The following is a 25,091-nucleotide window of genomic DNA, read 5'->3' as shown; positions in this document are numbered from 1 at the left end:
TACCCGGTGGCCGGCGGTGCCGGCACCTGCTGATCTGATGTCACGCACGGCAGCGTGCACGCGCGCGTGCCGTCGGGCGTAAAGATTCGGTGTGTGCCGAATCCGATCCGGCCGGGGCGGCCCGGCTGCACGCCGTCGCGCCCGGGAGGTCTGTCATGCCGTCGCTGCTGCACTTCGAGGAGATCGACTTCCTGCGCTGCCGGTTCGCGCTGTCCCCGCTGTGGGAGACGCAGCAGGCGGTGCGCACGCTCAAGCACGCGGACCGGCGCGGCTACCACGCGCCCTGGCTGCGCCGCATCCGCACGGCCGCGGCGGGCCTCGACCTGGCCCCGCTGTGGCTGCTGATGCCGCGCCGCGGCCACTCGCCCGACTGGCTCGGCCCGCCCCCGATCGGTCCGACGGCCACCTTCGAGGAGGAGATCGCGGCCGTGCGCGCGGCCGATCCGGCGGCGGCCCGCGAGGACACCGCCCGGTCGCTCCGGGCGACCCGGGGGGCGCTGCGGTCGCCGTACGGCCGGGCCTGGCTCACCGACCCGGAGCGGATGGTCCGCGAGTTGGCGGACCTTCTGGAGGAGGCGTGGCGGGTGCTCATCGCGCCGGACTGGCCGCGGCTGCGCACGCTGCTGGAGGCGGACATCGCCTTCCACTCCCGCCGGTTCGCCCAGGTCGGTCTCGGCGGGCTGCTGCCGGAGATCAGCGAGCGGTGCAGCTGGCAGGGCGGGACGCTGATCGTGGCATCGCACGACCGGCACGAGCGGCGGCTGGGCGGGCAGGGCCTGGTGCTGATGCCGAGCGTGTTCGTCTGGCCGGATGTCATCAGCTCCTTCGACCCGCCCTGGCAGCCCGCCCTGGTCTACCCGGCCCGCGGCATCGGCGGCCTGTGGTCCGAGCCCGCGGGCCCCGCCCCGGACCGGTTGGTGCGGCTGCTGGGCCGGGGGCGCGCCGCCGTGCTGGGCGCGCTCGACGAACCGGCGAGCACGACGACGCTGGCGCGCCGTCTCGGGCTCGCCCCGTCCTCGGTGTCCGCGCATCTGACGGTGCTGCGCGACGGCGGCCTGCTGACGGCCCGCCGCTACGGCCACGAAGTCCTGTACGAACGCACCCCCCTCGGCATCGCCCTCACATCAAGCGAACCGACCTAGCCACCCACCCCAACACGCCCACTCCACCACCCCCGCTCCGACCAGCGGCAACCCCGACCGCCCCCGGCAAACCCGCGCCAGGGCCGGCGAACCCGATCGGTCTGGGCAAACCCGGATTTGGCTCTGCGAACCCGATCGATCCCGACGGACCCGCGTCAGGACCGGCGGACCCGGGTCAGGAACAGCGGACCAGGGTCAGGAACAGCGGACCAGGGTCAGGAACAGCGGACCAGGGTCAGGAGCAGCGAAACCGGGGCGGAACCGGCGTCCGGCCGACCACAGCCGGCCCCGACCACCCCGAACAGCCCCCGCACCCAGCCGGCCTCAGCCGATTCAGGCGGAGCGTGGGCGTTCCGGGGGCGGGTCAGCGGGGGGTCGGGCGGCGCAGGTGGTGGCGGATCGCGCGGTGGGCCATCGGGCCGAGTTCGTCCAGGGCGGCCACCAGGGCGCCGAGTTGTTCCAGCGCGTCCAGGGCCGCCTGGGCGCCCCGCTCGTCCACCCCCTCGTACAGCTCGATCCCGACGAAGGACGCGGCGACCGCCCGGGCCAGCCCCGCCGGGTCGGTGAACTCGGCGAACGGGGTGGCCGTGAGGACGCGGGTGAGGACCCGCTCGATCTCGGTGATCCACAGGTCGAGGCCGGCCGCCGTGGCCGGGCCGAGGGACGCGTGGGTCTGGGCGCCGGCCAGCAGCTGGCCGAGCAGCGCGACCTGCCCGTCGGCCCGCTCCTGTTCATGGATCTCGCGGCCGACGGCCAGCAGTTCGGTGAGCGAGGTGACGGCGGCGAGCCGGGCCCGGTACCGGGAGACCGCTTGTTCCGCGCCGTAGCGGCAGGCGGCGGCGAGGAGTTCGTCCACCGAGCCGAAGTGGTAGAAGACGAGCGCCTGGTTCACCCCGGCCGCCGCCGCGACCGTACGGGCCGACGTCTTCGCGATGCCCTGCTCGGTGAGCGTGCGCAGCGCACCCTCCAGCAGCTTGGTCTTCGTCTCCGTGGTCTTCGACTCCGCGGTCATGACGGGTTCGCCAGGGAGCACAGGAGGCGCGGGGCACGCGCGCGTGCGGGCGCGGTGCGCAGGCAGCGCCGGGCGGCCGGGGTGCCGGGCAGCGGCGCCTTGAACAGGGCGAGGGCCATGGCCACGAGGAGGAGCAGCGGGCACAGGTACGCCACGGCGGGGGCGAACGAGCCGAAGCGCGGAACGAAGGAGCCGAGGCCGAGCCCGGCGCAGCCCGCGGTGAGCACCAGCGCCCGGACCAGCAGTTCGGCCAGCCAGTTCAGCAGCGCGCGCTCCGGTGTGATCCCGCGCTCCAGCCACAGCCGCAGCCGGTCGAAGGACCAGGCGGTCGCCCAGCCCATCAGCGGGCGCAGCAGCAGCCGGTCGGCGAGCCCGCCGAGGGCGCCGCCGCGGGGGCGGTAGTCGTAGCCGGTGAGGAAGCGGACGCCGTCGCCGTCGGGGACGTAGCGGAAGTAGCCGCCGCCTGCGGCGATCGGGGAGAGCGGGTGCGGGGTCGCGAAGCGCAGCGCGGAGGTGCGGGTGCCGTCGGGGCGCTCCTTCTCACCGGCCGAGATCCCGGTGCCGGAGACCTTGAGGAAGGGCAGCACACGGGTGGCGTACCGGAACCGCCGCGGCTCGCCCTCCGCGCCCGGCAGGCGGGTGATCTCGGTGAACCTGAGGTCCCAGCGCGGCCGCTGGGCGGGGTCCTGCGTGCGGTCCCAGAGCGCGTCGAGATCGGCACGCACGCGTGCCTCCACGTAGAGCTCCACGGTGAATTCCCCCAAGCCGACCGGTGTTTGAGCGACCGCTCAACCACCCGGCAGGCAACGTACACCCGTTTGAGCGACCGCTCAAACCCCCGAACGGGCGGGCGTACGGCGGGACATGGGAAAACCCCGGCCCTGGGACATGTGCGGGCCGGGGTTTCGGGAGCCGGGCGGTGCGCAGGGCCTCAGCCCGCCAAATGACGCTCGACGGTCTCTACCTTGGAGGTGAGGCCGTCGGTGACACCGGGCCGGATGTCGGCCTTGAGTACCAGGGAGACGCGCGGGGCGCGCTCCTCCACGGCGGCGACGGCGCGCTTGACGACGTCCATGACCTCGTCCCACTCCCCTTCGACGGAGGTGAACATGGCGTCGGTGCGGTGCGGCAGGCCCGACCCGCGGACCACGCGGACGGCGTCGGCGACGTACTCCCCCACGTCCTCGCCGACACCCAGGGGCGTCACGGAGAAGGCGACGATCATGCGTTGACAACCCCTTCCCTGCGGGCGCGGGCGGCGATGACCGCGTCCTCGGCCTCCCGGCGCAGCTTGCGCTCGGCGAAGAAGCCGCCGGTGGGCAGGACCGAGAGAACGAAGTAGAGGGCCGCGGTCCCCAGGCCCCACTTGGCACGGTTCCAGGCGTCGGCCCAGAAGATCACGTACAGGACGAACAGCAGACCGTGGATCCCGCCCATCACGGGCACCGCGTTGAAGTCCGTGGTCCGCTTCAGGACGGAGCAGACGAGCAGGATGAGGAAGGACACGGCCTCCGGGGCGGAGACCAGACGGAGACGGCGGAGGGCGCTGGCGGTCTTGATGTCCACGGGTCACCTTCGGTGGGAGCGGGGCGGCAGTTCGTCTGGCGCCGGTTTGTGAACGCGAACACAAACTCCCGCCCATTGTGGCAAACCGCCGAGGGCCGCTCGGGAGTACCCCCTCCCCTCGGCACGGCGGGCCCGCTACCGTCGCCGGGTGGCGATGTTTCGACTTCAAGGCAGCAGGGTGCTCGCCGTCGACATGACCGGGGACGCCGTGAAGGCGAAGAACGGGTCGATGGTCGCGTACGACGGGCAGATGAGCTTCAAGAAGCTGACCGGTGGCGGTGAGGGGCTGCGCGGCATGGTGACCCGCCGGCTCACCGGCGAGCAGATGACCGTGATGGAGGTGAAGGGGCACGGCACGTGCTGGTTCGCGGACCGCGCCTCGGAAATCAACCTCGTCGATCTCCAGGGGGACAAGCTGTACGTGGAGTCGAGCAATCTGCTCGCGACCGACGCCGGGCTGCGCACCGGCACGACGTTCACCGGACTGCGCGGCGCCTCTCAGGGCAACGGGCTGTTCACGACCACCGTCGAGGGCCGCGGGCAGGCCGCGATCATGTCGGACGGGCCGGCCGTCGTACTGCGGGTCAGCCGGCAGTACCCGCTGACCGTCGACCCCGGCGCCTACATCGCCCATCAGGGCGAGGTGCGCCAGTCCTTCCAGGCCGGTGTGACCTTCCGCACCTTCCTCGGCGAGGGCGGGGGCGAGGCGTTCCAGATCCGGTTCGAGGGCGAGGGGCTGGTGTACGTGCAGCCGAGCGAGCGGAACACCATCGCGGGGGATGTGTGACATGGGTCTGCGGGAGGTCAATTCGAAGATGGTGGAGGCCACCGTGGTCCCCGGCACGCGGCTGTTCAGCCAGCGCGGCGCCATGCTCGCCTACCGGGGCGATGTCTCCTTCACCCCCAACATCCAGGGCGGGCAGGGCGGTGTGCGGTCGATGATCGGCCGCCGGGTCACGGGTGAGGCCACCCCGCTGATGACCGTCGAGGGCAGCGGCACCGTCTTCTTCGGGCACGGCGGCCACCATGTGCAGGTGATCAACCTCTCCGGCGACACCCTGTACGTGGAGGCGGACCGGCTCCTCGCCTTCGAGGGCACGCTCCAGCAGGGGACGATGTTCATGGGCTCGCAGGGCGGGGCCATGGGGATGGTGCGCGGGCAGGTCACCGGGCAGGGACTGTTCACCACCACGCTCAAGGGACACGGGTCGGTCGCCGTGATGGCGCACGGCGGGGTGTTCGAGCTGCCGATCACACCGCAGCGTCCCGTCCACGTCGACCCGCAGGCGTATGTCGCCCACCACGGTGACGTCCGCAACAAGCTCTCCACCGCGCTCGGCTGGCGCGACATGGTGGGTCGTGGCTCCGGCGAGGCGTTCCAGCTGGAGCTGAGCGGGAGCGGCACGGTGTACGTCCAGGCCTCGGAGGAGAAGCTGTGAGCAGGTACGCAGGTCCGGGCGCGGGGCCCGTGGTGTACGACCCGATGACGCTGCCCGCCGACGACAACGTGAACGGCTACACCTTCTGTGTGGAACTGAAGGGCGGGCAGTGGTTCCTGCAGAAGGGGAAGATGATCGCCTACTACGGGGCGATCGAGTTCAACGGGATCGGGCACGGGCGGCTCGACCGTCTCGTCCGTACGTCGTTCCATTCGCCTCTGCACGCGAGCGACTGGGTGGTGGCGGAGGGCTCGGGCAAGATGCTCCTCGCCGACCGGGCCTTCGACGTCAACTCGTACGACCTGGACGAGGGCAATCTGACCATTCGCTCGGGCAACCTGCTCGCGTTTCAGCCAAGTCTTGCGCTCAAACAGTCGATCGTGCCGGGATTTCTGACACTCATCGGAACCGGGAAGTTCGTGGCCGCGTCCAACGGCCCCGTGGTGTTCATGGAGCCCCCGGTCCGGGTGGACCCGCAGGCGCTGGTCGGATGGGCCGACTGCCCCTCCCCGTGCCACCACTACGACCACGGATACCTGACCGGTGTCCTGGGCGGTCTACGTGGGATGACGGGGCTCGGCGGGGCCTCCGGGGAGGAGCATCAGTTCGAGTTCGTGGGGGCCGGCACGGTGCTGCTCCAGTCGACCGAGAAGCTGATGGAGGAGCAGGCCACGGGGGCCGTTCCGGGCGAGCCCGGGGTGCCGGGCGGCGGGATGTCCGGAGGTCACGGAGCGGGCCAGGGCGGACCGCGTCTTCCCGGACAGCTGGGAGACATCCAGCGTCGCTTCGGACTGTGAGCGGTAGTCTGCGGAGTGTGACGTCGAACGCGTGCGCACGGTCACACCGCCCTCGCTAGTTCACCTTTCAACCTCTTAGGTAGACTTCATTCATGGAGACCGAGACGGCCACGCCCTGGCTGACCGAAGCGGAGCAGTGCGCCTGGCGCACCCACCTGGAGGTCAACAGGCTGTTGACGTACCAGCTCGAAAAGGATCTGCAGCCGTTCGGCCTGACGATGAACGATTACGAGATCCTGGTGAATCTGTCCGAGTCCGAGGACGTACGGATGCGGATGAGCGACCTCGCGTCCGCCACCCTCCAGTCCAAGAGCCGGCTCTCGCACCAGATCACGCGCATGGAGAACGCGAACCTGGTGCGGCGCGAGAACTGCGAGTCCGACCGGCGGGGGCTGTACGCGGTGCTGACCGAGCACGGCATGGAGACCATGCAGAAGGTCGCGCCCCATCATGTGGCGTCCGTACGCAGGCACTTCATCGATCTGCTGGCACCGGAGGCCCTGACGGAACTGGAAAAGGGCCTGAAGCCGATCGCGGAACACCTGAGGGGCCAACGAGGCCGCCCCTGACCGCTACGGCGCCGCTCACCGCACCCACTGACAGCAAGCCCGTCAGACAGCCCACCCCGAGCGCCCACCGGCCGACGCCCGGACCACCGCGCCGACGGGCGACCGTGGCGTCAGGAAGGCGCATGTGTCCGCCGGGACCCCCGACGAGGGGGCGGCGGCGGGGGCATGCGCAGGTCGCCCGGGCTGCCCGGAGCGGTAGCAGAAGCACCGGTCTCGAAGGGCGCCCGAGTACGGCGCCGGTGAGGGCATGCGGCACCGGCGCGCGGGTCACGGGCGCCGGTGCCGGTAGCGGCACCGTGGCGTGCGCCGGGCGCGTGCAGGCGCCGGGGACGAGGGGGTCCCGGGCCGACGGGAGCGGGACGCTCAGGTTTGGGTGAGGCCCGCTACCAGTTCGTCCGCGGCGCTGTACGGGTCCAGCTCACCGGAGGTGACGCGTTCCGCGAGGGCGCTCAGGTGGCGGTCGCCGTGCAGGTCGCCGATGCGTTCCCGCAGGGCCGTGACCGCGATCGTCTCCACCTCGCGGGCCGCGCGGGCCAGCCGGCGCTCCGCCAGCACCCCCCGCTCCTCCATCCACGCGCGATGCTTCTCCAGCGCCTCCACGACCTCGTCGACACCCTCCGCGCGGGACGCGACCGTCTTCACGATGGGCGGCCGCCAGTCGCCGGGGCCGCGCGCCTCGCCCAGGCCGAGCATGTGGTTCAGCTCGCGGGCCGTGGCGTCGGCGCCGTCCCGGTCGGCCTTGTTGACGACGTACACGTCGCCGATCTCCAGGATGCCCGCCTTGGCCGCCTGGATGCCGTCGCCCATCCCCGGGGCCAGCAGGACGACGGACGTGTCGGCCTGGGAGGCGATCTCCACCTCCGACTGGCCGACCCCGACCGTCTCGACGAGGATCACCTCGCAGCCCGCCGCGTCCAGCACGCGGATCGCCTGCGGCGCGGCCCAGGCGAGCCCGCCCAGATGCCCGCGGGTCGCCATGGAGCGGATGTAGACGCCGGGGTCGGAGGCGTGCTCCGACATCCGCACCCGGTCGCCGAGCAGGGCCCCGCCGGAGAAGGGGGACGAGGGGTCGACGGCCAGGACGCCGACCCGCCGGCCCTGCTTGCGGTACGCCGCCACCAGCGCCGAGGTCGACGTCGACTTGCCGACACCCGGGGAACCGGTGAGCCCGACGACGTACGCGCCGCCGGTCAGCGGCGCGAGCGCCGCCATCACCTCCCTCAGCTGCGGGGACGCCCCCTCCACCAGGGAGATCAGCCGGGCCACGGCCCGCGGCCGGCCGTCCCTGGCCTGGGCCACCAGAGAGGAGACGTCCTGCATCACTGCTCCGTTCGCTCGCTACGACGTGCTCGGCGTGCCCGCGGCCATCCGCCGTACGGGCCCCGTCAGGCCTTCGGTACCCGCACGATCAGCGCGTCACCCTGACCGCCGCCCCCGCACAGGGCCGCCGCGCCGATCCCGCCGCCGCGCCGCTTCAGCTCCAGCGCCAGGTGCAGGACGAGCCGCGCACCGGACATACCGATCGGGTGACCCAGCGCGATGGCACCGCCGTTGACGTTCACCTTTTCGGTGGATACTCCAAGATCCTTCATTGACTGCACCGCGACGGCCGCGAACGCCTCGTTGATCTCGATCAGATCGAGGTCGGCGGCCTCCAGGCCCTCCTTCTTCAGGGCGTGCCGGATCGCGTTCGACGGCTGCGACTGGAGGCTGTTGTCCGGACCCGCCACGTTCCCGTGCGCGCCGATCTCCGCGATCCAGTCCAGGCCCAGCTCCTGCGCCTTGGCCTTGCTCATCACCACGACGGCCGCGGCGCCGTCCGAGATCTGCGAGGAGCTGCCCGCGGTGATGGTGCCGTCCTTGGCGAACGCCGGGCGCAGCCGGGCCAGCGACTCCGCGGTGGTGTCGGCGCGGATGCCCTCGTCCTGGCTGAACAGCACCGGGTCGCCCTTGCGCTGCGGGATCTCCACCGGGGTGATCTCGGCCTCGAAGACGCCGTTCTTCCGGGCCGCCGCGGCGCGCTGGTGGGAGAGGGCGGCGATCTCGTCCTGCTCCGGGCGGCCGATGCCCAGGCGGGTGTTGTGCTTCTCGGTGGACTCGCCCATGGGGACGTTCTCCCACGGGTCGGTCAGGCCGTCGTACGCCATCGCGTCGAGCAGTTCGACCGCGCCGTACTTATAGCCCTCGCGGGACTTCGGGAGCAGGTGGGGGGCGTTGGTCATGGACTCCTGGCCGCCGGCCACCACGATGTCGAACTCACCCGCACGGATCAGCTGGTCGGCGAGGGCGATGGCGTCGAGCCCGGACAGACACACCTTGTTGACGGTGAGCGCCGGCACGCTCATGGGGATGCCGGCCTTGACCGCGGCCTGGCGGGCCGGGATCTGGCCCGCCCCGGCCTGGAGCACCTGGCCCATGATCACGTACTGCACCTGGTCGCCGCCGATCCCCGCACGGTCGAGGGCGGCCTTGATTGCGAAGCCGCCGAGGTCGGCTCCCGAGAAGGACTTGAGTGAGCCGAGCAACCGCCCCATCGGCGTACGGGCACCGGCGACGATGACGGAGGTCGTGCTGTTCGTTGCTGACATGAGGTGCGATCCCCTTCCAGCTGCACAGAAGCTGAGGAGTGAACGAGGGTTTACTTCGAATGTACTGAGGGGTAGTCGCGGCCGTCACCGGCCTTTCGGTGTGATCGCGCGCACGTTGCGTAACCACCTCCGGAGCGCTGCACTGAACTCATGCTGACGCGAATCGACCACATCGGGATCGCCTGCCACGACCTCGACGCGACCGTCGAGTTCTACCGGGCGACCTACGGCTTCGAGGTCTTCCACACCGAGATCAACGAGGAGCAGGGCGTACGCGAGGCCATGCTCAAGATCAACGATACGTCCGACGGCGGCGCTTCGTACCTCCAGCTCCTGGAACCGGTCCGGGAGGACTCCACGGTCGCCAAGTGGCTGGCGAAGAACGGCGAGGGCGTCCACCACATCGCCTTCGGTACGCCGGACGTGGACGGGGACGCCGCCGCCATCCGCGACAAGGGCGTACGCGTCCTGTACGACGAGCCCCGGCGCGGCTCCATGGGGTCCCGGATCACCTTCCTGCACCCGAAGGATTGCCATGGCGTACTCACAGAACTGGTCACTTCGGCGCCTGTTGAGTCACCTGAGCACTGACCCGCGTACATAGGGGCCGGTAGGGTTGGGGGCGGTCGCCCTCGAAGGCCGGGCGGCGGCCGCATGCCGGGGTCCGGGTTTCGGGGGACGAGCATCGGGGCAGCAGCCCGTGCTCCGCCGTTGATCTGACACCATTCCCCGGGGGCCCCGTTCGGCGGACGGACGGTGCTCGTTCGGAGAAACTTGCGACCAGGGGACGGATGGGACCGCGCAGTGCGGGGCTACGAGAGCCAGGAGCGAGAGCCGGCGGCTGACGTCGACCACCTCTCTCGGTTCGAGGCCGAGATGAAGCGGCTGAAGACCGAGCGGGAAAAGGCGATCCAGCACGCCGAGGACCTCGGCTACCAGGTCGAGGTGCTGCGCGCCAAGCTGCACGAGGCGCGGCGCACCATCATGTCCCGGCCGGCGTTCGACGGCGGCGACCTCGGCTACCAGGCCGAGCAGCTGCTGCGCAACGCCCAGGTGCAGGCCGACCAGCTGCGCCAGGACGCCGAGCGGGAGCTGAGCCAGGCCCGCGCCCAGACCCAGCGCATCCTCCAGGAGCACGCCGAGCAGGCCGCCCGGCTCCAGGCGGAGCTGCACCAGGAGGCGGTCACCCGGCGCCAGCAGCTCGACCAGGAGCTGGCCGAGCGCCGGCAGACCGTCGAATCGCACGTCAACGAGAACGTGGCGTGGGCGGAGCAGCTGCGCGCCCGTTCCGAGGCGCAGGCCCGCCGCCTGCTCGACGAGTCCCGCGCCGAGGTGGAGCAGGCCATGGCCGCGGCCCGCGCCGAGGCCGAGCGGCTGACCGCCCAGGCCAGGCAGCGGCTCCAGGCCGAGGCCGAGGCCGCCCGCGCGGAGGCGGAACAGCTGCTGCGCCGGGCCCGCACCGACGCCGAGCGGCTGCTGAACGCCGCCTCCACGCAGGCCCAGGAGGCCACCGACCACGCCGAGCAGCTGCGCTCCTCCACCGCCTCGGAGTCGGACGCGGCGCGCCGGCAGGCGAGCGAGCTGAGCCGGGCCGCCGAGCAGCGCATGGCGGAGGCCGAGACCTCGCTGCGCGAGGCGCGCAGCGAGGCGGAGAAGCTGGTCACCGAGGCGAAGGAGGCCGCCGCCAAGGCCCTCGCCGGCGCGGAGGCGACCAACGAGCAGCGCACGCGCACCGCCAAGGAGCAGGTCGCACGGCTGGTCAGCGAGGCCACCAAGGACGCGGAGCACACCCGGGCCGAGGCCGAGCAGATCGTCGCGGACGCCCGCGCCGAGGCCGAGAAGATCGTCGCCGAGGCCGGCGAGAAGGCCCGTACCGTCACCGCCGAGGAGGCGGCCTCCCAGCTGTCGAAGGCGGCGAAGACCGCCGAGGACGTCCTCGACAAGGCCGCCGAGGAGGCCAAGCGGACCACCAAGGCCGCGGCCGAGGAGGCCGAGCGGATCCGCACCGAGGCGGAGAGCGAGGCGGACCGGCTGCGCGCCGAGGCGCACGACATCGCCGAGCAGCTCAAGGGCGCGGCGAAGGACGACACCAAGGAGTACCGGGCCAAGACAGTCGAGCTGCAGGAGGAGGCGCGCCGGCTGCGCGGCGAGGCCGAGCAGCTGCGGGCCGACGCGGTGGCCGAGGGCGAGAGCATCCGCGCCGAGGCCCGGCGCGAGGCGGTCCAGCAGATCGAGGAGGCGGCCAGGTCCGCCGAGGAGCTGCTGGCCAAGGCCAAGGCGGACGCGGACGAGCTGCGCCAGACGGCCACGACGGACAGCGAGAAGGTCCGTACGGAGGCCATCGAGCGGGCGACGACACTGCGCCGGCAGGCCGAGGAGACCCTGGAGCGCACCCGCAAGGAGGCCGAGCGGCACCGTGCGGAGGCCGCGGAGCGGGCCGAGGCGGTCACGGCGGACGCCGAGCGGGCCGCACGCGAGCTGCGCGAGGAGACCGAGCGGGCCGTCGAGGCGCGGCGTGAAGAGGCGGCCGAGGAGCTGACCCGGCTGCACACGGAGGCCGAGGAACGGCTCGCCGCCGCCGAGCAGGCGCTGGACGACGCCCGTGAGGAGGCGGAGCGGCTGCGCCGTGAGGCCGCCGAGGAGACGGAGCGGCTGCGCTCCGAGGCCGCCGAGCGGATCCGCACGCTCCAGCAGCAGGCGGAGGCGGAGGCGGAGCGGCTGCGCACCGAGGCCGCCGCCGACGCCTCCGCGTCCCGCGCGGAGGGCGAGGCCGTCGCGGTGCGGCTGCGCTCGGAGGCCGCGGCCGAGGCCGAGCGGCTCAAGGCGGAGGCGCAGGACACCGCCGACCGGGTGCGGGCCGAGGCGCAGGCCGCCGCCGAGCGGCTGGGCACGGAGGCGTCGGAGACGCTGGCCGCCGCGCAGGAGGAGGCCGCCCGGCGCCGCCGTGAGGCGGATGAACTCATCGGCGCCGCCCGCCAGGAGGCCGACCAGGAGCGGGAACGGGCCCGCGAGCAGAGCGAGGAACTGCTGGCGTCGGCCCGCAAGCGGGTCGAGGACGCGCAGGCCGAGGCGGTCCGGCTGGTCGAGGAGGCCGACCGGCGCGCCACCGAGATGGTCTCCGCGGCCGAGCAGCACGCCCAGCAGGTCCGGGAGTCCGTCGCGGGGCTGCACGAGCAGGCGCAGGAGGAGATCACCGGTCTGCGCTCGGCGGCCGAGCATGCGGCAGAGCGGACGCGGCGGGAGGCCGAGGAGGAGGCGGACCGGGTCCGCGCCGACGCCTACGCCGAGCGGGAGCGGGCCGGCGAGGACGCGAGCCGGATGCGGCAGGCGGCCCAGGAGGAGTCGGAGGCGGCCCGGGCGCTCGCCGAGCGGACGACGACGGAGGCGATCACCGAGGCGGAGCGACTGCGTACGGAGGCGTCGGCGCACGCCCAGCGGGTGCGCACCGAGGCGTCGGACACCATCGCCGAGGCCGAGCAGGCCGCCGCGCGCACCCGCGCGGAGGCCCGCGAGGACGCCAACCGCATCCGGTCGGACGCGGCGACGCAGGCGGACACGCTGATCACCGAGGCGCGCAGCGAGGCGGAGCGGCTCCAGGGGGAGACCGTCGTCGAGGCCGACCGGCTGCGCGCGGACACGGCCGCGGAGGCCGAGCGGGTGCGGGCCGAGTCCGTCGCCAAGGCGGAGAGGCTGGTCGCGGACGCGAGCGGGGACGCGGAGCGGCTGCGCGCCGAGGCCGCCGAGACCGTCGGCTCCGCGCAGCAGCACGCCGAGCGGATCCGCTCCGAGTCCGAGCGGGTCAGGGCGCAGGCGGAGGCGGAGGCCGAGCGGCTGGTGTCCACGGCGCGCGAGGAGGCCGACCGGACGCTGGACGAGGCCCGCAGGGACGCCAACAAGCGGCGGTCCGAGGCGGCCGAGCAGGTCGACACGCTCATCACGGAGACCACGGCGGAGGCCGACAAGCTGCTCACCGAGGCGCAGCAGCAGGCCCACAAGACCACCGCGGACGCCGAGGCGCAGGCCGACACGATGGTGGGCGCGGCCCGCCAGGAGGCCGACCGGCTGATGTCGGAGGCGACGGTCGAGGGCAACTCGACGGTGGAGAAGGCCCGTACGGACGCGGACGAGCTGCTGGTCGGCGCCCGCCGGGACGCCACCGCGATCCGGGAGCGCGCGGAGGAGCTGCGCGAGCGCCTGACCAACGAGATCGAGGAGCTGCACGAGCGGGCCCGCCGCGAGGCCGCCGAGACGATGAGGTCGACCGGCGACCGTTGCGACGCACTCATCAAGGCCGCCGAGGAGCAGCTGGCCAAGGCGCAGGCGAAGGCCAAGGAGATCGTCTCGGAGGCCAACTCCGAGGCGGGCAAGGTCCGTATCGCCGCCGTCAAGAAGGCCGAGGGGCTGCTCAAGGAGGCCGAGCAGAAGAAGGCCACGCTCGTCAAGGAGGCCGAGGAGCTGAAGGCCGAGGCGATCCGCGAGGCCCGGCGCACGGTCGAGGAGGGCAGGCGCGAACTTGAGGTCCTGGTGCGCCGCCGCGAGGACATCAATGCGGAGATCTCCCGTGTCCAGGACGTCCTGGAGGCGTTGGAGTCCTTCGAGGCCCCGTCGTCCGGCAAGGACTCAGGGGTCAAGGCGGGCGCCACGGTCGGCGCTCCCCGATCGGGTGGCAAGTCGTCAGAAGGCTAGCGGGCCAGGAGCGTTCCGGTATGTTGTGGGCTCTTTGCCCAAGTCTTTGGCAAGCCATCTGCCGCTTCGCCACTCAAAAGGGGTGTCATTCTCCAGATCAAACACGCATCCGCTCGATGACACACCGCTTCGGCCCCTAGGATTCCCCCTATCACCTCACCGGTCTCTTTCGACAGGAACCCCATGAGCGACACTTCCCCCTACGGCTTCGAGCTTGTGCGGCGTGGGTACGACCGCGCTCAGGTGGACGAACGGATCTCCAAACTCGTCTCCGACCGTGACAGCGCGCTCGCCCGCATCACCGCTCTGGAAAAGCGCATCGAGGAACTCCACCTCGAAACGCAGAACGCCCAGGCACAGGTAAGCGACGCCGAACCGTCGTACGCAGGTCTCGGCGCACGGGTCGAGAAGATCCTCCGCCTCGCCGAGGAGGAGGCCAAGGATCTGCGCGAGGAGGCCCGCCGGGCGGCCGAGCAGCACCGCGAGCTGGCCGAGTCGGCAGCTCAGCAGGTGCGCAACGACGCGGAGTCGTTCGCGTCCGAGCGCAAGGCCAAGGCCGAGGACGAGGGCGTCCGGATCGTCGAGAAGGCCAAGAGTGACGCCTCGCAGCTGCGTGCCGATGCGCAGAAGGACGCGCAGTCCAAGCGCGAGGAGGCGGACGCCCTCTTCGAGGAGACCCGTGCGAAGGCCGCGCAGGCCGCCGCCGACTTCGAGACGAACCTCGCCAAGCGCCGCGAGCAGTCCGAGCGCGACCTGGCCTCGCGTCAGCAGAAGGCCGAGAAGCGCCTTGCCGAGATCGAGCACCGCGCGGAGCAGCTGCGCCTGGAGGCCGAGAAGCTGCGCACGGACGCCGAGCGCCGCGCCCGCCAGACGGTGGAGACGGCCCAGCGCCAGGCCGAGGACATCGTGGCCGACGCCAACGCCAAGGCCGACCGCATCCGCTCGGAATCCGAGCGCGAGCTGGCGGCGCTCACCAACCGCCGCGACAGCATCAACGCCCAGCTGACGAACGTCCGCGAGATGCTCGCCACGCTCACGGGTGCCGCGGTGGCCGCGGCCGGCTCCCCCACCGAGGACGAGCCGATCTCCCGCGGTGTGCCGGCCCAGCAGTCCCGGTAACGCCCGGCGTACGCCGACCGAACAACGCGAAGCCTTCCGCCACTCAGGTGGCGGAGGGCTTCGTCCCGTCTTAACGTGTCGGCATGATCGAGCTGGAGGGGTTGACCAAACGGTACAGCGACAAGGTCGCGGTGCAGGACCTCACCTTCACCGTGCGGCCGGGCATCGTCACGGGCTTCCTCGGGCCCAACGGCGCCGGCAAGTCCACGACGATGCGGATGATCCTGGGTCTCGACCACCCCACCGCGGGCGACGTCAGGATCGACGGCAAGCACTACGACCAACTGAAGGACCCGCTCACGTACATAGGCGCGCTGCTGGACGCGAAGGCCGTGCACGGCGGGCGGAGCGCCTACCACCATCTGCTGTGTCTGGCGCAGAGCAACGGGGTCCCCACCGGCCGGGTGACCGAGGTGCTGGAGACGGTGGGGCTCACTGCGGTGGCCCGGAAGAAGGCCAAGGGGTTCTCGCTCGGCATGGGGCAGCGGCTCGGGATCGCGGGCGCGCTGCTCGGCGACCCGCGGATCCTGATGTTCGACGAGCCGGTCAACGGGCTCGACCCGGAGGGCATCCACTGGATCCGGAACCTGATGAAGTCTCTGGCCGCCCAGGGCCGGACCGTGTTCGTTTCCAGCCATCTGATGAGCGAGATGGCGCTGACGGCCGATCACCTCGTCGTCATCGGACAGGGGCAGCTGCTCGCCGACACCTCGATGGCCGACTTCATCCGGGAGAACTCGCGGTCGTACGTCCGTATCCGCACCCCACAGCGTGAACGGCTGTTCGACATGCTGCACGAGGCCGGGATCGCGGTCGTGCGGACCGACGGCGACGCGCTGGAGGTGGAGGGCGGCAAGGCCGAGCGGATCGGCGAACTGGCCGCCCAGCACGGGGTCGTGCTGCACGAGCTGAGCCCGCAACAGGCCTCCCTGGAGGAGGCGTTCATGCAGTTGACGGCGGAGTCGGTGGAGTACCACGCGCACTCCGAAGCCACCCCGGTCCCGCGGGACTGGGGTGCCGACTGGAAGGGAGCCTGAGCCATGACGACCGCACAGGTCATCCGGTCCGAGTGGACGAAGATCAGGTCCGTGGCATCGACGGTGTGGACGCTGTCCCTCGCCGTGGTCGTCACGCTCGCCCTCGGCATGCTGATCTCCGCCCTGTCGCGCAGCCAGTTCGACGACATGTCCGCCCGGGACCGGCTGTCGTTCGACCCGACCTATGTGAGCTTCGCCGGTATGAGCCTCGGTCAGCTCGCGATGATCGTGTTCGGGGTGCTGGTGGTGTCCAACGAGTACAGCACCGGCATGATCCGGGTCTCGCTGGCCGCGGTCCCGCGGCGCGGCACGTTCCTGTTCAGCAAGATCGCGGTGGCCGCCGGGCTGGCGCTCGCGGTGGGCCTGGTGACCAGCTTCGCCGCGTTCTTCCTCGGCCAGGCGATGCTCGGCTCCCACCGGACGCAACTCGGCGACCCCGGCGTACTGCGGGCCGTCATCGGCGGCGGGCTCTACATGACCCTCATCGCGGTGTTCTCGATGGGCGTCACCACGATGCTGCGCTCGCCGATGCTGTCACTCGGCATCCTGATGCCGTTCTTCTTCCTGATCTCGAACATCCTCGGCAGCGTCAACGCGACGAAGGACGTCGGCCGGTACCTGCCCGACCAGGCCGGCAATCGGATCATGCAGGTGGTCCCCGGGGTCGACGACGACACCCCGTACGGGCCCTGGGGCGGCCTCGGCATCATGGTGCTGTGGGTGCTCGCGGCCGTCATCGGCGGTTACGTCCTGCTGAAGAAGCGGGACGCCTAGTGACGACGGGCCTTTACTGTGTCTTGGGCGGAACCGTCAGCGCCCGGATAAGCTCCTAACCCTTACGGGGGCGTGTGCCCCGCTGTCCTGAACTGTTCGAGGCATACCTTCCGATGGGGACCGGAGCATGATCGAGGCTGTCGGCCTGACCAAGCGCTACGGCGACAAGACCGCCGTCCACAATCTTTCCTTCCAGGTGCGGCCGGGGGCCGTCACCGGCTTCCTCGGGCCGAACGGCTCGGGGAAGTCGACGACCATGCGGATGATCCTGGGTCTGGACAACCCCACCGCGGGCTCGGTGACGATCGGCGGCTACCCCTACCGCAAGCTGCCCAACGCCGCCCGTCAGGTGGGCGCGCTGCTCGACGCCAAGGCGGTGCACGGCGGCCGGCACGCCCGCAACCATCTGCTGTGCCTGGCCCAGCTGTCCGGTATCCCGGCCCGCCGCGTGGACGAGGTGCTCGGTGTCGTCGGCCTCCAGGACGTGGCCAAAAAGCGCTCCAAGGGCTTCTCGCTCGGCATGGGGCAGCGGCTCGGCATCGCAGCGGCGCTGCTCGGCGACCCGCAGGTGCTGCTGTTCGACGAACCGGTCAACGGGCTCGACCCCGAGGGCATCCTGTGGGTGCGCAATCTGATGACGGCGCTCGCCGCGGAGGGGCGGACGGTGTTCGTCTCCAGCCACCTCATGAGCGAGATGGCGCTGACCGCCGACCATCTGATCGTCATCGGGCGCGGGCAGCTGCTCGCCGACATGAGTGTGACGGACTTCATCTCGGCCAACTCCGCCGACTTCGCGCGCGTGCGGACCCCGGACACCGAACCCCAGCTGCGCGAGAAGCTGACCTCCGCGCTCACCGAGGCGGGCGGGCACGTGCTGCCGGAGCAGGACGGCGCGCTGCGCGTGACGGGGCTGCCCCTGCCCCGCATCAGCGAGCTGGCGCACGAGACCGATGTGCGGCTGTGGGAGCTGTCGCCGCACCAGGCGTCGCTGGAGGAGGCGTACATGCGGATGACGCAGGGCGCCGTGGACTACCGCTCCACCATCGACCAGAAGGCCGGGCTCCAGCAGCCGCTGCCGCCGGGCGCGCAGCCGCCGATGCCGGTGCCGGGCCAGGGCCAGCCGGGCTGGTACGCCCCGCCGCCGCCCCAGCAGGGCAGTCAGCCGTTCGCGATGCCGCCGGGGCAGCAGGCGCCGGGCGGGGCGCCCGCGGGGCCCTACGGCGGGCAGCAGGCGCCCGCGGGTGCGTACGGCGCCCCGGCGGGCGCGCCGAACCCGTACGGCGCCGCGCCCGCGGCGGCGCCCGGCACGGGGCAGCCCAACCCGTACGCCCAGCCGGCCCCGCAGCCGCCCCAGGCGCCGCCCGCCACGGGCACACCGGCCCAGCCGGCCGCCGCGCCCGCCCCGGCGGCCGGAGCGCCCGCCCAGCCCGCGGCGCCGGCCGCCGAGCCGGTGCAGTCCGCGGCGCCCGCCGCCGCTCCCGTCTCCGCCGACCCGACCAAGCCCGAGGACGCCCGATGAGCACCCACCAGCCCCCGATGCCCCAGGCGCCGCAGGCGGCCATGGACGCGACCGACTGGCGGCCGGCCCCGGGCGGCCCGTTCCCCGGCTACACCTCGCCGATCCCGGTGGTGCGCACCCACCTCGGGCATGCGGTCACCTCCGAGTGGACGAAGATCAAGTCGGTGCGTTCGACGATGTGGACGCTCGGTGTGTTCGTCCTCCTCGTGATCGGCATCGGTCTGCTGGCCGGGGCGCTGGTCAGCGGCACGTCCTCGGAAATGTCCGACGAGAACCCGCTGGCGCTCGGCTTCTTCGGACTGCTGCTCGGCAGCATGTGCATCATCACGCTGGGCGTGCTGACCACCGCGTCGGAGTACGGCACCGGCATGATCCGTACGACGACGACGGCCTGCCCCTCGCGGGTGCGGGTGCTGGCGGCGAAGGCGCTCGTGTTCTTCGTCGTCGCCTTCGTCGTCACGCTGGTGGCCACCTCCGTCGTCGCCCTGGCGCAGACGTCCATGCTGGACGGACTCCCCGGTGCCCGGACCCCGTCCGGCGGGGAGTGGCTGAAGGGCACGGTGGGCGTCAGCCTGTACATCGCGCTGCTCGGACTGCTCTCGCTGCTCGTCGGCTCGATGATCCGGCACTCGGCGGGCGCGATCACCATCATGATCGGTGCCCTGCTCGCGCCGCTGGTGATCGCCCTGTTCATGTTCTCGTCGTCGCTGGAGAAGCTGCGCGAGGCGCTGTTCGAGTACTCGATCCCGAACCAGCTGAGCGTCTTCTACGCCAACTCGCTGAGCACTTCGGGCCCGTCGGGCTGGGACCCGCTGTGGATCGCCCTGGGTGTGACGGCGGTCGCGTTCGGCGCGGCCTGCCTTCTCCTGGAGAAGCGCGACGTCTGACCCCGCTCGCCGCCGCCCGGCCCGCACGCGCGTGGGGCGAGGGGGCCTAGAACCGCGGTGCGTTACGGGACCGCTGCGCCCGTGTGGTGCGGCGGTCCTTCGCGTTCCAGCAGGCCTTGTGCCAGTGGCGGCGGTCGTCGACGCCCGAGTGCTCCGGCCAGGCCACCACGTGCGGGAGGCCGGAGGGGATGACCTGGTCGCAGCCGGGGCAGCGGTAGGTCTTGCCCTCCACGCTGGCCCCGGCGACATGGCGCACGCTCCAGTTCTCGCCCTGCCATTGCTCCGTGGACTGCCAGCCGCCGTAGCGGCCGGCGCGGTCGTCCTCGGCGCTCCGGCCGGACGAGGTCGCGCCCTTGGGGTCCTTGGGCCGGTTGCGACGCGGGGACACGGGACACCTCACGGGGCTATACAGGATGCAGGGGCTGTGTCCAGCCTACGCGGCCCGCACGGGGGTACGCGAAGGGTTGCCAAAGCACACAAGTCGCCCACCGCAGCCCTGCATTCTGCAGACAATCGGCAAATCCCGTCGCGAGACCGTGTCCTCGGCACGTGTCAGGGGGTTATGCCGGGCGGGGGAGCCAGGAAAGCAGGAAACGCAATGCAAGTTGGAAGTTTTGTGCTGGCCGCCCAGTTCCCGGGGCAGGGCCAGGGGGAGGCGCTGCACCGGGCCGTTCGCTCGACGCAGGTCGCCGAGGAATCGGGGCTCGACGCGGTCTGGCTGGCCGAGCACCACTTCGTGCCGTACGGCACCTGTCCGTCCGCGATCACCCTGGCGGCGCTGCTGCTGGGCCGCACCAGCCGCATCCGGGTCGGCACGGCGGTCAGCGTGCTGCCCACGGTCCATCCGGTCGCCCTCGGCGAACAGGCCGCGCTGCTGCATGTGACGAGCGGCGGGCGCTTCACACTGGGTGTCGGACGCGGCGGCCCCTGGGTGGACCTGGAGGTGTTCGGCTCGGGTCTCGCCGCGTACGAGCACGGCTTCCCGGAGTCACTCGATCTGCTGGTGCGCTGGCTGCGCGAACCGGCGGTCGCGGCCTCGGGCGAGCGGTTCGCCTTCCGTGAGGTCCCGGTCGTGCCGCGCCCCGCGGAGGCGCTGACGGACGCTCCGGGCCCCGAGGTCGTGGTGGCCTGCACCTCCCCGGCGAGCGTCCGGCTGGCGGCCGAACACGGGCTGTCGATGCTGCTGGGAATGCACGCCGGGGACGAGGAGAAGGCCGAGATGGTCGCCCTGTGGCGGCGGCACGCGCGCGCGGCGGGACGGTCCGCCGACGAGATCGCCGGTGCCGCCCATGTGTCGGCGGGCGTCTGCCAGATCGCCGACCGGGGCAGCGAGGCAGTGGAGACGCTGCTGAAGGCGATGCCCGGGTGGCTGAAACAGGGACTGGAAGCGCATGTGACGGTGGACGGCCGGGTGCGCGCGATGCGCGATCCCCTCGCCTACACCGAACTCCTCTGCGGGCTGCATCCGGTGGGCACCCCGCGGCTGTGCGCGGACCGGCTCGCGGCGACGTCGGAGCGGACGGGCATCTCCCGCTTCGCCCTGCTCGTCGAGGGCTCGGGCGACCTCGCGACGACGGAGGAGAACGTACGGCGGCTGGGCACCGAGGTACTGCCGCAACTCCGCTGACGCGGTGCGGACTCCGTGCCGAGCGGGGAGCTTGCCGCCCCAGAACTGATGGCACCTCCCGCGGGCGGGGCGGCAAGCAAGCGGCTCACACCGTCAGCAGTCCCGGAGTTCGGGCGACTGGTTGAGCAACTGGCTGCGCACCGAGGTGAAACGGGCCAACGTCTCGTCGACCGCGCCGTCCAGCGGGAACACCGCCACCCGATGGCAGTTCTGGAAGGCCAGCCGCACACCGAAGTGCCGCTGCAGCGCGCCGCGTATCGCGTCACTCGCGAGCGCACGCAGCAGCTGACCGCGTGCCTGCTCGTCCGGCGGGGGCGTCTGGTTGTCGGCGAACTCTCCGCCGTCCACCTTCAGCTGGGCCACCAGGGAGCTGATCATCTCCCACGCGTAGGGCAGGGAGGTCCGGACGCAGTCGACGAAATCGGCTTCGTCGACCTCGCCTCGCTCGGCCTGTTCGAGTAGGGCCGGTGAGACGTCGAGCGACATGAGTTCTCCTCTCGCACCCCCGCTGTGCAGGGGTTGCCGGACAGGTCAGGGAGTTCGCGATGACGGACACGCTGAGTACACATGCCGCGACCTCCCGTTTACTACGGTAGGCAACGGTCGGTGACGGCACCAGCAGAATGCGTACATGGGCCGATCGGATTGGGCGCACAATCGGCCAGGGATGAACAACTCTTTACATGGCAAGCGGGACGACCCGCCCCAAAGGCGGCCGGCGGGGGCGAGGCGGTGCCGGCGGGCGAATCGCGGGCATCGGGGCGCGTCGAGTAGCGTTGCCGACCATGCGTCTCGTCATTGCCCGGTGCTCCGTCGACTACGCCGGACGGCTCACCGCCCACCTTCCCTCCGCTCCCCGTCTGATCCTGGTCAAGGCGGACGGCAGCGTCTCCATCCACGCGGACGACCGGGCCTACAAGCCCCTCAACTGGATGTCCCCGCCCTGCACGCTCAAGGAGGAGACGGGGGACTGCGACGGCTCCGCGAGTGTCTGGACCGTCATCAACAAGGCGGGCGAGAAGCTCATCATCACGATGGAGGAGGTGCTGCACGACTCCTCGCACGAACTCGGCGTGGACCCCGGCCTGATCAAGGACGGCGTGGAAGCACACCTCCAGGAACTGCTCGCCGACCGCATCGAGACGCTCGGCGACGGCTACACGCTGATCCGCCGCGAATACATGACCGCCATCGGTCCGGTCGACATCCTGTGCCGGGACGCGGCGGGACAGACCGTCGCCGTCGAGATCAAGCGGCGCGGCGAGATCGACGGCGTGGAGCAACTCACGCGCTATCTGGAGCTGTTGAACCGCGATCCGCATCTCGCCCCGGTCCGCGGCATCTTCGCCGCCCAGGAGATCAAGCCCCAGGCCCGGGTCCTCGCCACCGACCGCGGCATCGGCTGCCAGGTGCTGGACTACGACGCCCTGCGGGGCATCGAGGACGACAAGTTGCGGCTGTTCTGACGGGCACGCGAGAGCGCGCGGCGGGCCGGATCCGGGGCGGCGGATCCGGCCCGCCGCGTGTCAGATGACGGAGTCCGGGCCGCTCGGCGAGCCCGTGCCGTCCGGCGCGCTCGCCGAACTGCTCGCCTCCGCCGGCGCGCTGGAGGCGGGACCGCTGGCCGAGTCGGACGTGGACGGCGAGGACTCCGGCGGCTGTGAGGTCGGCGACTCGGAGGGCGGCGGCTGCGAGGTCGACGGTGTCGTGGGCGGTTTGGACGTCGGCGGCCTGGACGTCGGCGGTTTCGACGTCGACGGCTCACCGGTCGGCGGCTTGGACGACGGACCCGACGTGCCGTCATCGCCCGGCCGCGTCCCGGTCGGGTCGTCCGACGGCCCGGTCGTGGCCGCGGGCGGGGGCGGCGTCGGGTCGTCGGAGGTGCCGAGCGTGCCGTCGGGACCCGGGTCGGTCGGTCTGCTGGTCGCCGTGCCGGTGTCGCCGCTGTCGTCCTTGAGTGTGTCCGCACCCGGAGCGCCGTCGTCGGCGCCCTGACCGGCCGACGGGTTGACGTCGGCCTTGCCGGACGGGTCGTCGGCGCTGTCGTGGGACGTCATGCCGAGCGTCACCACCGTGCCGAGCACGGCCGCGAGCAGCGCGCCGGAACCGGCGGCCACCAGGTTGCGCCGGGCCAGCCGGCGCAGCCCGCCCCGGGGCCCCGGCGCGGGCGCCGGGCCCGGAGTGGCGATCCGGTGGGTGACGACCGTGTCGCCGACCGGCGGGACCGCGGCGGAGAAGCCGGCGGGGACACCGCCGGGCGGCGCGGCGGACTGGTCGCGGCGGCCGGCAGGTGCCTCCTCGCCCGAGCCGGCACCGCCCGCGGGCGCACCGGCCCCGGGCGCATCGCCCGCGCGGTCGGCGACCAGGGCGAGGGCGCGGCGGCCGGCCACGGCGCCCCGCTTGTCGGCGAGGGCGCCGTGCAGACCGATGGACGCCTCCAGTTCGGCGCGGGCCCGGTCCAGTTGACCGCCGCACAGCGCGAGAACGCCCAACTCGTGGTGGAAGTACGCCTGTTCGGCCACGTCCCCGGCGAGCCTCGCGGCCTCGGCGCCGGACCGCAGCGCCCGTTCCCAGGCGCCCCAGTGCAGCCCCGAGGCGAAGGCGGGCGCGGCCGTGCGGGCGAGCCCGACGGCGGGGCTCTCCTCGTCCTCGACGGCCGGCGGGGTCCGCGGCACGAGAACGGCCAGCGCGGCGAGCACGGCGTCGGCCTCGGCGCACACCCGCTCGGGCGTGACGGAGGGGTGACCGGCCCACCACGCGTAGTGCCGGGCGGCGGTCAGGGCCTCGGCGACCAGGTCGTCGGCGTAGCCGGCGGCCTCCAACTGGGTCTGCACGCCCGCCGCGAGGCGGTAGCGGGAGCCGACCGGGGAGACCAGTCCGCAGCCCGCGAGTTCACCGAGCGCGGCGTCCGCGTGGGTGTCGCCGGCCAGGGCGGGCAGATGCGCCTGGTGCGGCACCTCGCCGCCGAGGGCGACGGCGAGCCGCAGGGTGGCGCGTGCCGAGGCGCTCAGCCGGGAGGCGAGCAGCGGCGCGGGCGCCGCCGCCTCGCCGAGCGACGGCAGGGGCGCCTCCTCGCCGTCCTCGGCGTCCGCGTCGAAGGGCACGGGGCCGCCGCCCCGTTCGGAGGACGCCGACAGCGGGGAGGCGGGCCGTACGTCCTCGAAGACCCCGAACTCGTCCACGGCGCCCGCGCTGGCCCGCAGCCGGTCGCGCTGTCGCAGCAGGGCGCCGGCCTGGACGAAGCGCAGGGGCAGCCCTTCGGACTCGAACCAGAGGTCGCCCGCCCAGTTGGCCTCCTCCTCGGTGAGGGCCCGGCCTACGGCGCGCTCCAGCAGTTCCACGCCGCCGACCCGGTCCAGGCCGCCGAGGAAGACCTCTTCGACGGTGGAGTCGGCGGACGGTGCCGGCACCTCGGGGGTGGCGCTGATCAGGAACGCGCACTCGGGGGTGGATCCGATCAGTTCGTCGAGGGCGGCACCGCCGAACTCGATGTCGTCGAGGACGACGACGGCGCCGATCTCGGCGACCAGGCCGAGCAGTTCGTCCCGCTCGGGCCGGTATCCGGGCGCGTCGTACACGGCGTGGAAGAGGTCGTACAGCAGCTCGCCCGCCGTGCGGTGGAAGCCGCTCAGCCGGACCACGCCGTCGGGGGCGAGGTCCGCGCAGTCCTCGGCGACGAGGTCGAGCACAGAGGTGCGGCCGGACCCGGAGGGCCCGGTGAGGCGTACGGAGCGACCGCGGGCCAGCAGCCGCAGCAGGCGCTCGCGCTCGTCCTGGCGTTCCAGCAGCGGCAGCACGGGTCCCGCGGGTCCCGGCGGCACGGGCGGCCGTGCGGCCCGCTCGGACTCGGCGCGCTCGGCCGCGGTGGACTTCACCGGCCGGCCGGGCCGCTCCCGCGGCGGGCAGGGCTCTATCTCACTGCCGTCGACGGGATTGACCGTGAGCAGGAAGTCACCGGAGACGAGCCGCACCGTGCGGGCGAGCGCGGGTGTGCTCTGGCCGAAGTCCGGTGTGAGGGATTCCCGGGGCGGACGCGGGCGCGGCATGTGGCCGGTGCCTTCGTGGCCGTGGTCCTCGGGTTCCGGGTTGGTCGGGTCCATGGGTTCAAGCCCCCCAAAAGCGTCGTGTGCCCCTGTCCGGCCCCTCCCGGCCTGCTGCACACCGCGCTGTCGCCTCTGGTCCGGGCCCGCTTGAGGGTCGCATGGCAGCGGGCGACCGAACCTTAATCCTTGGCACAGTATCTACGACAGGCCGGGGTACCGGTCGGCCCGAGACGTCACGGTCCAGTGAGGATTGCGCACGACGTGCGGTTCCAGGGGCTGCGCCCGG

At 72.4% G+C, this 25,091-nt stretch carries 23 protein-coding genes; 14 read left to right on the top strand and 9 right to left on the bottom strand.

All coding sequences use genetic code 11. The features are described from left to right. The first annotated feature begins 155 nt into the window (after positions 1–155). Positions 156–1,142 (top strand): DUF5937 family protein, encoded by a 987-nt coding sequence (locus tag ACFYTE_RS32410; RefSeq protein ID WP_388718360.1) that lies wholly within the window; start codon positions 156–158, stop codon positions 1,140–1,142. A 364-nt stretch (positions 1,143–1,506) separates the two neighbouring features. On the opposite strand, the gene ACFYTE_RS32405 is transcribed toward ACFYTE_RS32410, so the two are convergent. From ACFYTE_RS32405 to ACFYTE_RS32390, 4 genes are all read right to left on the bottom strand, one after another. Then, positions 1,507–2,154 (bottom strand): TetR/AcrR family transcriptional regulator, encoded by a 648-nt coding sequence (locus ACFYTE_RS32405; protein WP_388718358.1) that lies wholly within the window; start codon positions 2,152–2,154, stop codon positions 1,507–1,509. Beyond that, positions 2,151–2,903 carry an SRPBCC family protein gene (locus ACFYTE_RS32400; RefSeq protein WP_388718356.1) on the bottom strand — a complete coding sequence of 251 codons (753 nt, stop codon included), beginning with the start codon at positions 2,901–2,903 and terminating at the stop codon, positions 2,151–2,153. The genes ACFYTE_RS32405 and ACFYTE_RS32400 overlap by 4 nt, the downstream gene beginning before the upstream one ends. A gap of 182 nt (positions 2,904–3,085) precedes the next feature. Continuing rightward, on the bottom strand, positions 3,086–3,379 hold the full coding sequence (locus tag ACFYTE_RS32395) for an MTH1187 family thiamine-binding protein (protein WP_388718354.1): 294 nt from the start codon (positions 3,377–3,379) through the stop codon (positions 3,086–3,088). Continuing rightward, entirely contained in the window at positions 3,376–3,720 is a 345-nt protein-coding gene (locus ACFYTE_RS32390; RefSeq protein WP_388718352.1) for a DUF3817 domain-containing protein, read from the bottom strand. The genes ACFYTE_RS32395 and ACFYTE_RS32390 overlap by 4 nt, the downstream gene beginning before the upstream one ends. A gap of 154 nt (positions 3,721–3,874) precedes the next feature. Between ACFYTE_RS32390 and ACFYTE_RS32385 the strand changes: the two genes are divergently transcribed. The 4 genes from ACFYTE_RS32385 to ACFYTE_RS32370 all read left to right on the top strand — a co-directional run bounded on the left by ACFYTE_RS32385 (position 3,875) and on the right by ACFYTE_RS32370 (position 6,525). Continuing rightward, positions 3,875–4,507, top strand: coding sequence for an AIM24 family protein (locus ACFYTE_RS32385; protein ID WP_388718415.1), 633 nt, complete (start codon positions 3,875–3,877; stop codon positions 4,505–4,507). Between the two features lies 1 nt (position 4,508). After that, positions 4,509–5,159 carry an AIM24 family protein gene (locus ACFYTE_RS32380; protein WP_388718350.1) on the top strand — a complete coding sequence of 217 codons (651 nt, stop codon included), beginning with the start codon at positions 4,509–4,511 and terminating at the stop codon, positions 5,157–5,159. Next, the gene (locus tag ACFYTE_RS32375) at positions 5,156–5,956 is read left to right on the top strand and encodes an AIM24 family protein (protein WP_388718348.1); all 801 of its coding nucleotides are present in this window, start codon (positions 5,156–5,158) and stop codon (positions 5,954–5,956) included. Before ACFYTE_RS32380 ends, ACFYTE_RS32375 begins: the two co-directional genes overlap by 4 nt. Before the next feature lie 92 nt (positions 5,957–6,048). Then, entirely contained in the window at positions 6,049–6,525 is a 477-nt protein-coding gene (locus ACFYTE_RS32370) for a MarR family winged helix-turn-helix transcriptional regulator (protein ID WP_388718346.1), read from the top strand. Between the two features lie 363 nt (positions 6,526–6,888). On the opposite strand, the gene meaB is transcribed toward ACFYTE_RS32370, so the two are convergent. Then, complete coding sequence (gene meaB / locus ACFYTE_RS32365) at positions 6,889–7,845, bottom strand: methylmalonyl Co-A mutase-associated GTPase MeaB (protein WP_388718344.1); 957 nt, start codon at positions 7,843–7,845, stop codon at positions 6,889–6,891. Between the two features lie 65 nt (positions 7,846–7,910). Then, positions 7,911–9,113 carry an acetyl-CoA C-acetyltransferase gene (locus ACFYTE_RS32360; RefSeq protein WP_388718342.1) on the bottom strand — a complete coding sequence of 401 codons (1,203 nt, stop codon included), beginning with the start codon at positions 9,111–9,113 and terminating at the stop codon, positions 7,911–7,913. A gap of 150 nt (positions 9,114–9,263) precedes the next feature. Between ACFYTE_RS32360 and mce the strand changes: the two genes are divergently transcribed. From mce to ACFYTE_RS32325, 7 genes are all read left to right on the top strand, one after another. After that, a complete protein-coding gene (gene mce / locus ACFYTE_RS32355; protein WP_388718340.1) occupies positions 9,264–9,704 on the top strand; it encodes a methylmalonyl-CoA epimerase in 441 nt (146 codons plus the stop codon). A gap of 213 nt (positions 9,705–9,917) precedes the next feature. After that, the gene (gene scy / locus ACFYTE_RS32350; RefSeq protein ID WP_388718337.1) at positions 9,918–13,799 is read left to right on the top strand and encodes a polarized growth protein Scy; all 3,882 of its coding nucleotides are present in this window, start codon (positions 9,918–9,920) and stop codon (positions 13,797–13,799) included. A 183-nt stretch (positions 13,800–13,982) separates the two neighbouring features. After that, complete coding sequence (locus ACFYTE_RS32345) at positions 13,983–14,918, top strand: cellulose-binding protein (RefSeq protein ID WP_388718334.1); 936 nt, start codon at positions 13,983–13,985, stop codon at positions 14,916–14,918. A gap of 83 nt (positions 14,919–15,001) precedes the next feature. Then, entirely contained in the window at positions 15,002–15,955 is a 954-nt protein-coding gene (locus tag ACFYTE_RS32340) for an ATP-binding cassette domain-containing protein (protein ID WP_388718331.1), read from the top strand. Between the two features lie 3 nt (positions 15,956–15,958). Beyond that, positions 15,959–16,729, top strand: coding sequence for an ABC transporter permease (locus ACFYTE_RS32335; RefSeq protein ID WP_388718328.1), 771 nt, complete (start codon positions 15,959–15,961; stop codon positions 16,727–16,729). Positions 16,730–16,856: 127 nt separating this feature from the next. After that, entirely contained in the window at positions 16,857–18,248 is a 1,392-nt protein-coding gene (locus tag ACFYTE_RS32330) for an ABC transporter ATP-binding protein (RefSeq protein WP_388718325.1), read from the top strand. After that, the gene (locus ACFYTE_RS32325) at positions 18,245–19,135 is read left to right on the top strand and encodes an ABC transporter permease (RefSeq protein ID WP_388718322.1); all 891 of its coding nucleotides are present in this window, start codon (positions 18,245–18,247) and stop codon (positions 19,133–19,135) included. The genes ACFYTE_RS32330 and ACFYTE_RS32325 overlap by 4 nt, the downstream gene beginning before the upstream one ends. 46 nt (positions 19,136–19,181) lie before the next feature. Here the strand turns inward: ACFYTE_RS32325 and ACFYTE_RS32320 are convergent, their stop codons facing one another. Continuing rightward, a complete protein-coding gene (locus tag ACFYTE_RS32320; protein ID WP_388718319.1) occupies positions 19,182–19,523 on the bottom strand; it encodes an ATP/GTP-binding protein in 342 nt (113 codons plus the stop codon). 210 nt (positions 19,524–19,733) lie between these two features. Here ACFYTE_RS32320 and ACFYTE_RS32315 point away from each other — a divergent pair, with 210 nt between their 5' ends. Further along, positions 19,734–20,762, top strand: coding sequence for an LLM class flavin-dependent oxidoreductase (locus ACFYTE_RS32315; RefSeq protein WP_388718316.1), 1,029 nt, complete (start codon positions 19,734–19,736; stop codon positions 20,760–20,762). 93 nt (positions 20,763–20,855) lie between these two features. Here the strand turns inward: ACFYTE_RS32315 and ACFYTE_RS32310 are convergent, their stop codons facing one another. Beyond that, a complete protein-coding gene (locus tag ACFYTE_RS32310; RefSeq protein ID WP_388718313.1) occupies positions 20,856–21,248 on the bottom strand; it encodes an SCO5389 family protein in 393 nt (130 codons plus the stop codon). Positions 21,249–21,547: 299 nt separating this feature from the next. Here ACFYTE_RS32310 and nucS point away from each other — a divergent pair, with 299 nt between their 5' ends. Then, the gene (gene nucS / locus ACFYTE_RS32305; protein WP_388718310.1) at positions 21,548–22,228 is read left to right on the top strand and encodes an endonuclease NucS; all 681 of its coding nucleotides are present in this window, start codon (positions 21,548–21,550) and stop codon (positions 22,226–22,228) included. A 60-nt stretch (positions 22,229–22,288) separates the two neighbouring features. Here nucS and ACFYTE_RS32300 read toward each other — a convergent pair whose 3' ends face one another. Continuing rightward, on the bottom strand, positions 22,289–24,862 hold the full coding sequence (locus ACFYTE_RS32300) for an ATP-binding protein (protein ID WP_388718307.1): 2,574 nt from the start codon (positions 24,860–24,862) through the stop codon (positions 22,289–22,291). Positions 24,863–25,091: the final 229 nt, after the last annotated feature.

This window comes from Streptomyces sp. NPDC004629 (assembly GCF_042873595.1).
Lineage (GTDB): Bacteria > Actinomycetota > Actinomycetes > Streptomycetales > Streptomycetaceae > Streptomyces.
This window is presented reverse-complemented; position numbering and strand designations above follow the sequence as displayed.

Excerpts from the sequence above, each read along its gene's own strand:
- ACFYTE_RS32410 (WP_388718360.1), top strand. The coding sequence starts at position 156 with ATGCCGTCGCTGCTGCACTTCGAGGAGATCGACTTCCTGCGCTGCCGG.
- ACFYTE_RS32405 (WP_388718358.1), bottom strand. The coding sequence starts at position 2,154 with ATGACCGCGGAGTCGAAGACCACGGAGACGAAGACCAAGCTGCTGGAG.
- ACFYTE_RS32395 (WP_388718354.1), bottom strand. The coding sequence starts at position 3,379 with ATGATCGTCGCCTTCTCCGTGACGCCCCTGGGTGTCGGCGAGGACGTG.
- ACFYTE_RS32385 (WP_388718415.1), top strand. The coding sequence starts at position 3,875 with ATGTTTCGACTTCAAGGCAGCAGGGTGCTCGCCGTCGACATGACCGGG.
- ACFYTE_RS32380 (WP_388718350.1), top strand. The coding sequence starts at position 4,509 with ATGGGTCTGCGGGAGGTCAATTCGAAGATGGTGGAGGCCACCGTGGTC.
- ACFYTE_RS32370 (WP_388718346.1), top strand. The coding sequence starts at position 6,049 with ATGGAGACCGAGACGGCCACGCCCTGGCTGACCGAAGCGGAGCAGTGC.
- meaB (WP_388718344.1), bottom strand. The coding sequence starts at position 7,845 with ATGCAGGACGTCTCCTCTCTGGTGGCCCAGGCCAGGGACGGCCGGCCG.
- ACFYTE_RS32360 (WP_388718342.1), bottom strand. The coding sequence starts at position 9,113 with ATGTCAGCAACGAACAGCACGACCTCCGTCATCGTCGCCGGTGCCCGT.
- mce (WP_388718340.1), top strand. The coding sequence starts at position 9,264 with ATGCTGACGCGAATCGACCACATCGGGATCGCCTGCCACGACCTCGAC.
- ACFYTE_RS32345 (WP_388718334.1), top strand. The coding sequence starts at position 13,983 with ATGAGCGACACTTCCCCCTACGGCTTCGAGCTTGTGCGGCGTGGGTAC.
- ACFYTE_RS32340 (WP_388718331.1), top strand. The coding sequence starts at position 15,002 with ATGATCGAGCTGGAGGGGTTGACCAAACGGTACAGCGACAAGGTCGCG.
- ACFYTE_RS32335 (WP_388718328.1), top strand. The coding sequence starts at position 15,959 with ATGACGACCGCACAGGTCATCCGGTCCGAGTGGACGAAGATCAGGTCC.
- ACFYTE_RS32330 (WP_388718325.1), top strand. The coding sequence starts at position 16,857 with ATGATCGAGGCTGTCGGCCTGACCAAGCGCTACGGCGACAAGACCGCC.
- ACFYTE_RS32325 (WP_388718322.1), top strand. The coding sequence starts at position 18,245 with ATGAGCACCCACCAGCCCCCGATGCCCCAGGCGCCGCAGGCGGCCATG.
- ACFYTE_RS32315 (WP_388718316.1), top strand. The coding sequence starts at position 19,734 with ATGCAAGTTGGAAGTTTTGTGCTGGCCGCCCAGTTCCCGGGGCAGGGC.
- ACFYTE_RS32310 (WP_388718313.1), bottom strand. The coding sequence starts at position 21,248 with ATGTCGCTCGACGTCTCACCGGCCCTACTCGAACAGGCCGAGCGAGGC.
- nucS (WP_388718310.1), top strand. The coding sequence starts at position 21,548 with ATGCGTCTCGTCATTGCCCGGTGCTCCGTCGACTACGCCGGACGGCTC.
- ACFYTE_RS32300 (WP_388718307.1), bottom strand. The coding sequence starts at position 24,862 with ATGGACCCGACCAACCCGGAACCCGAGGACCACGGCCACGAAGGCACC.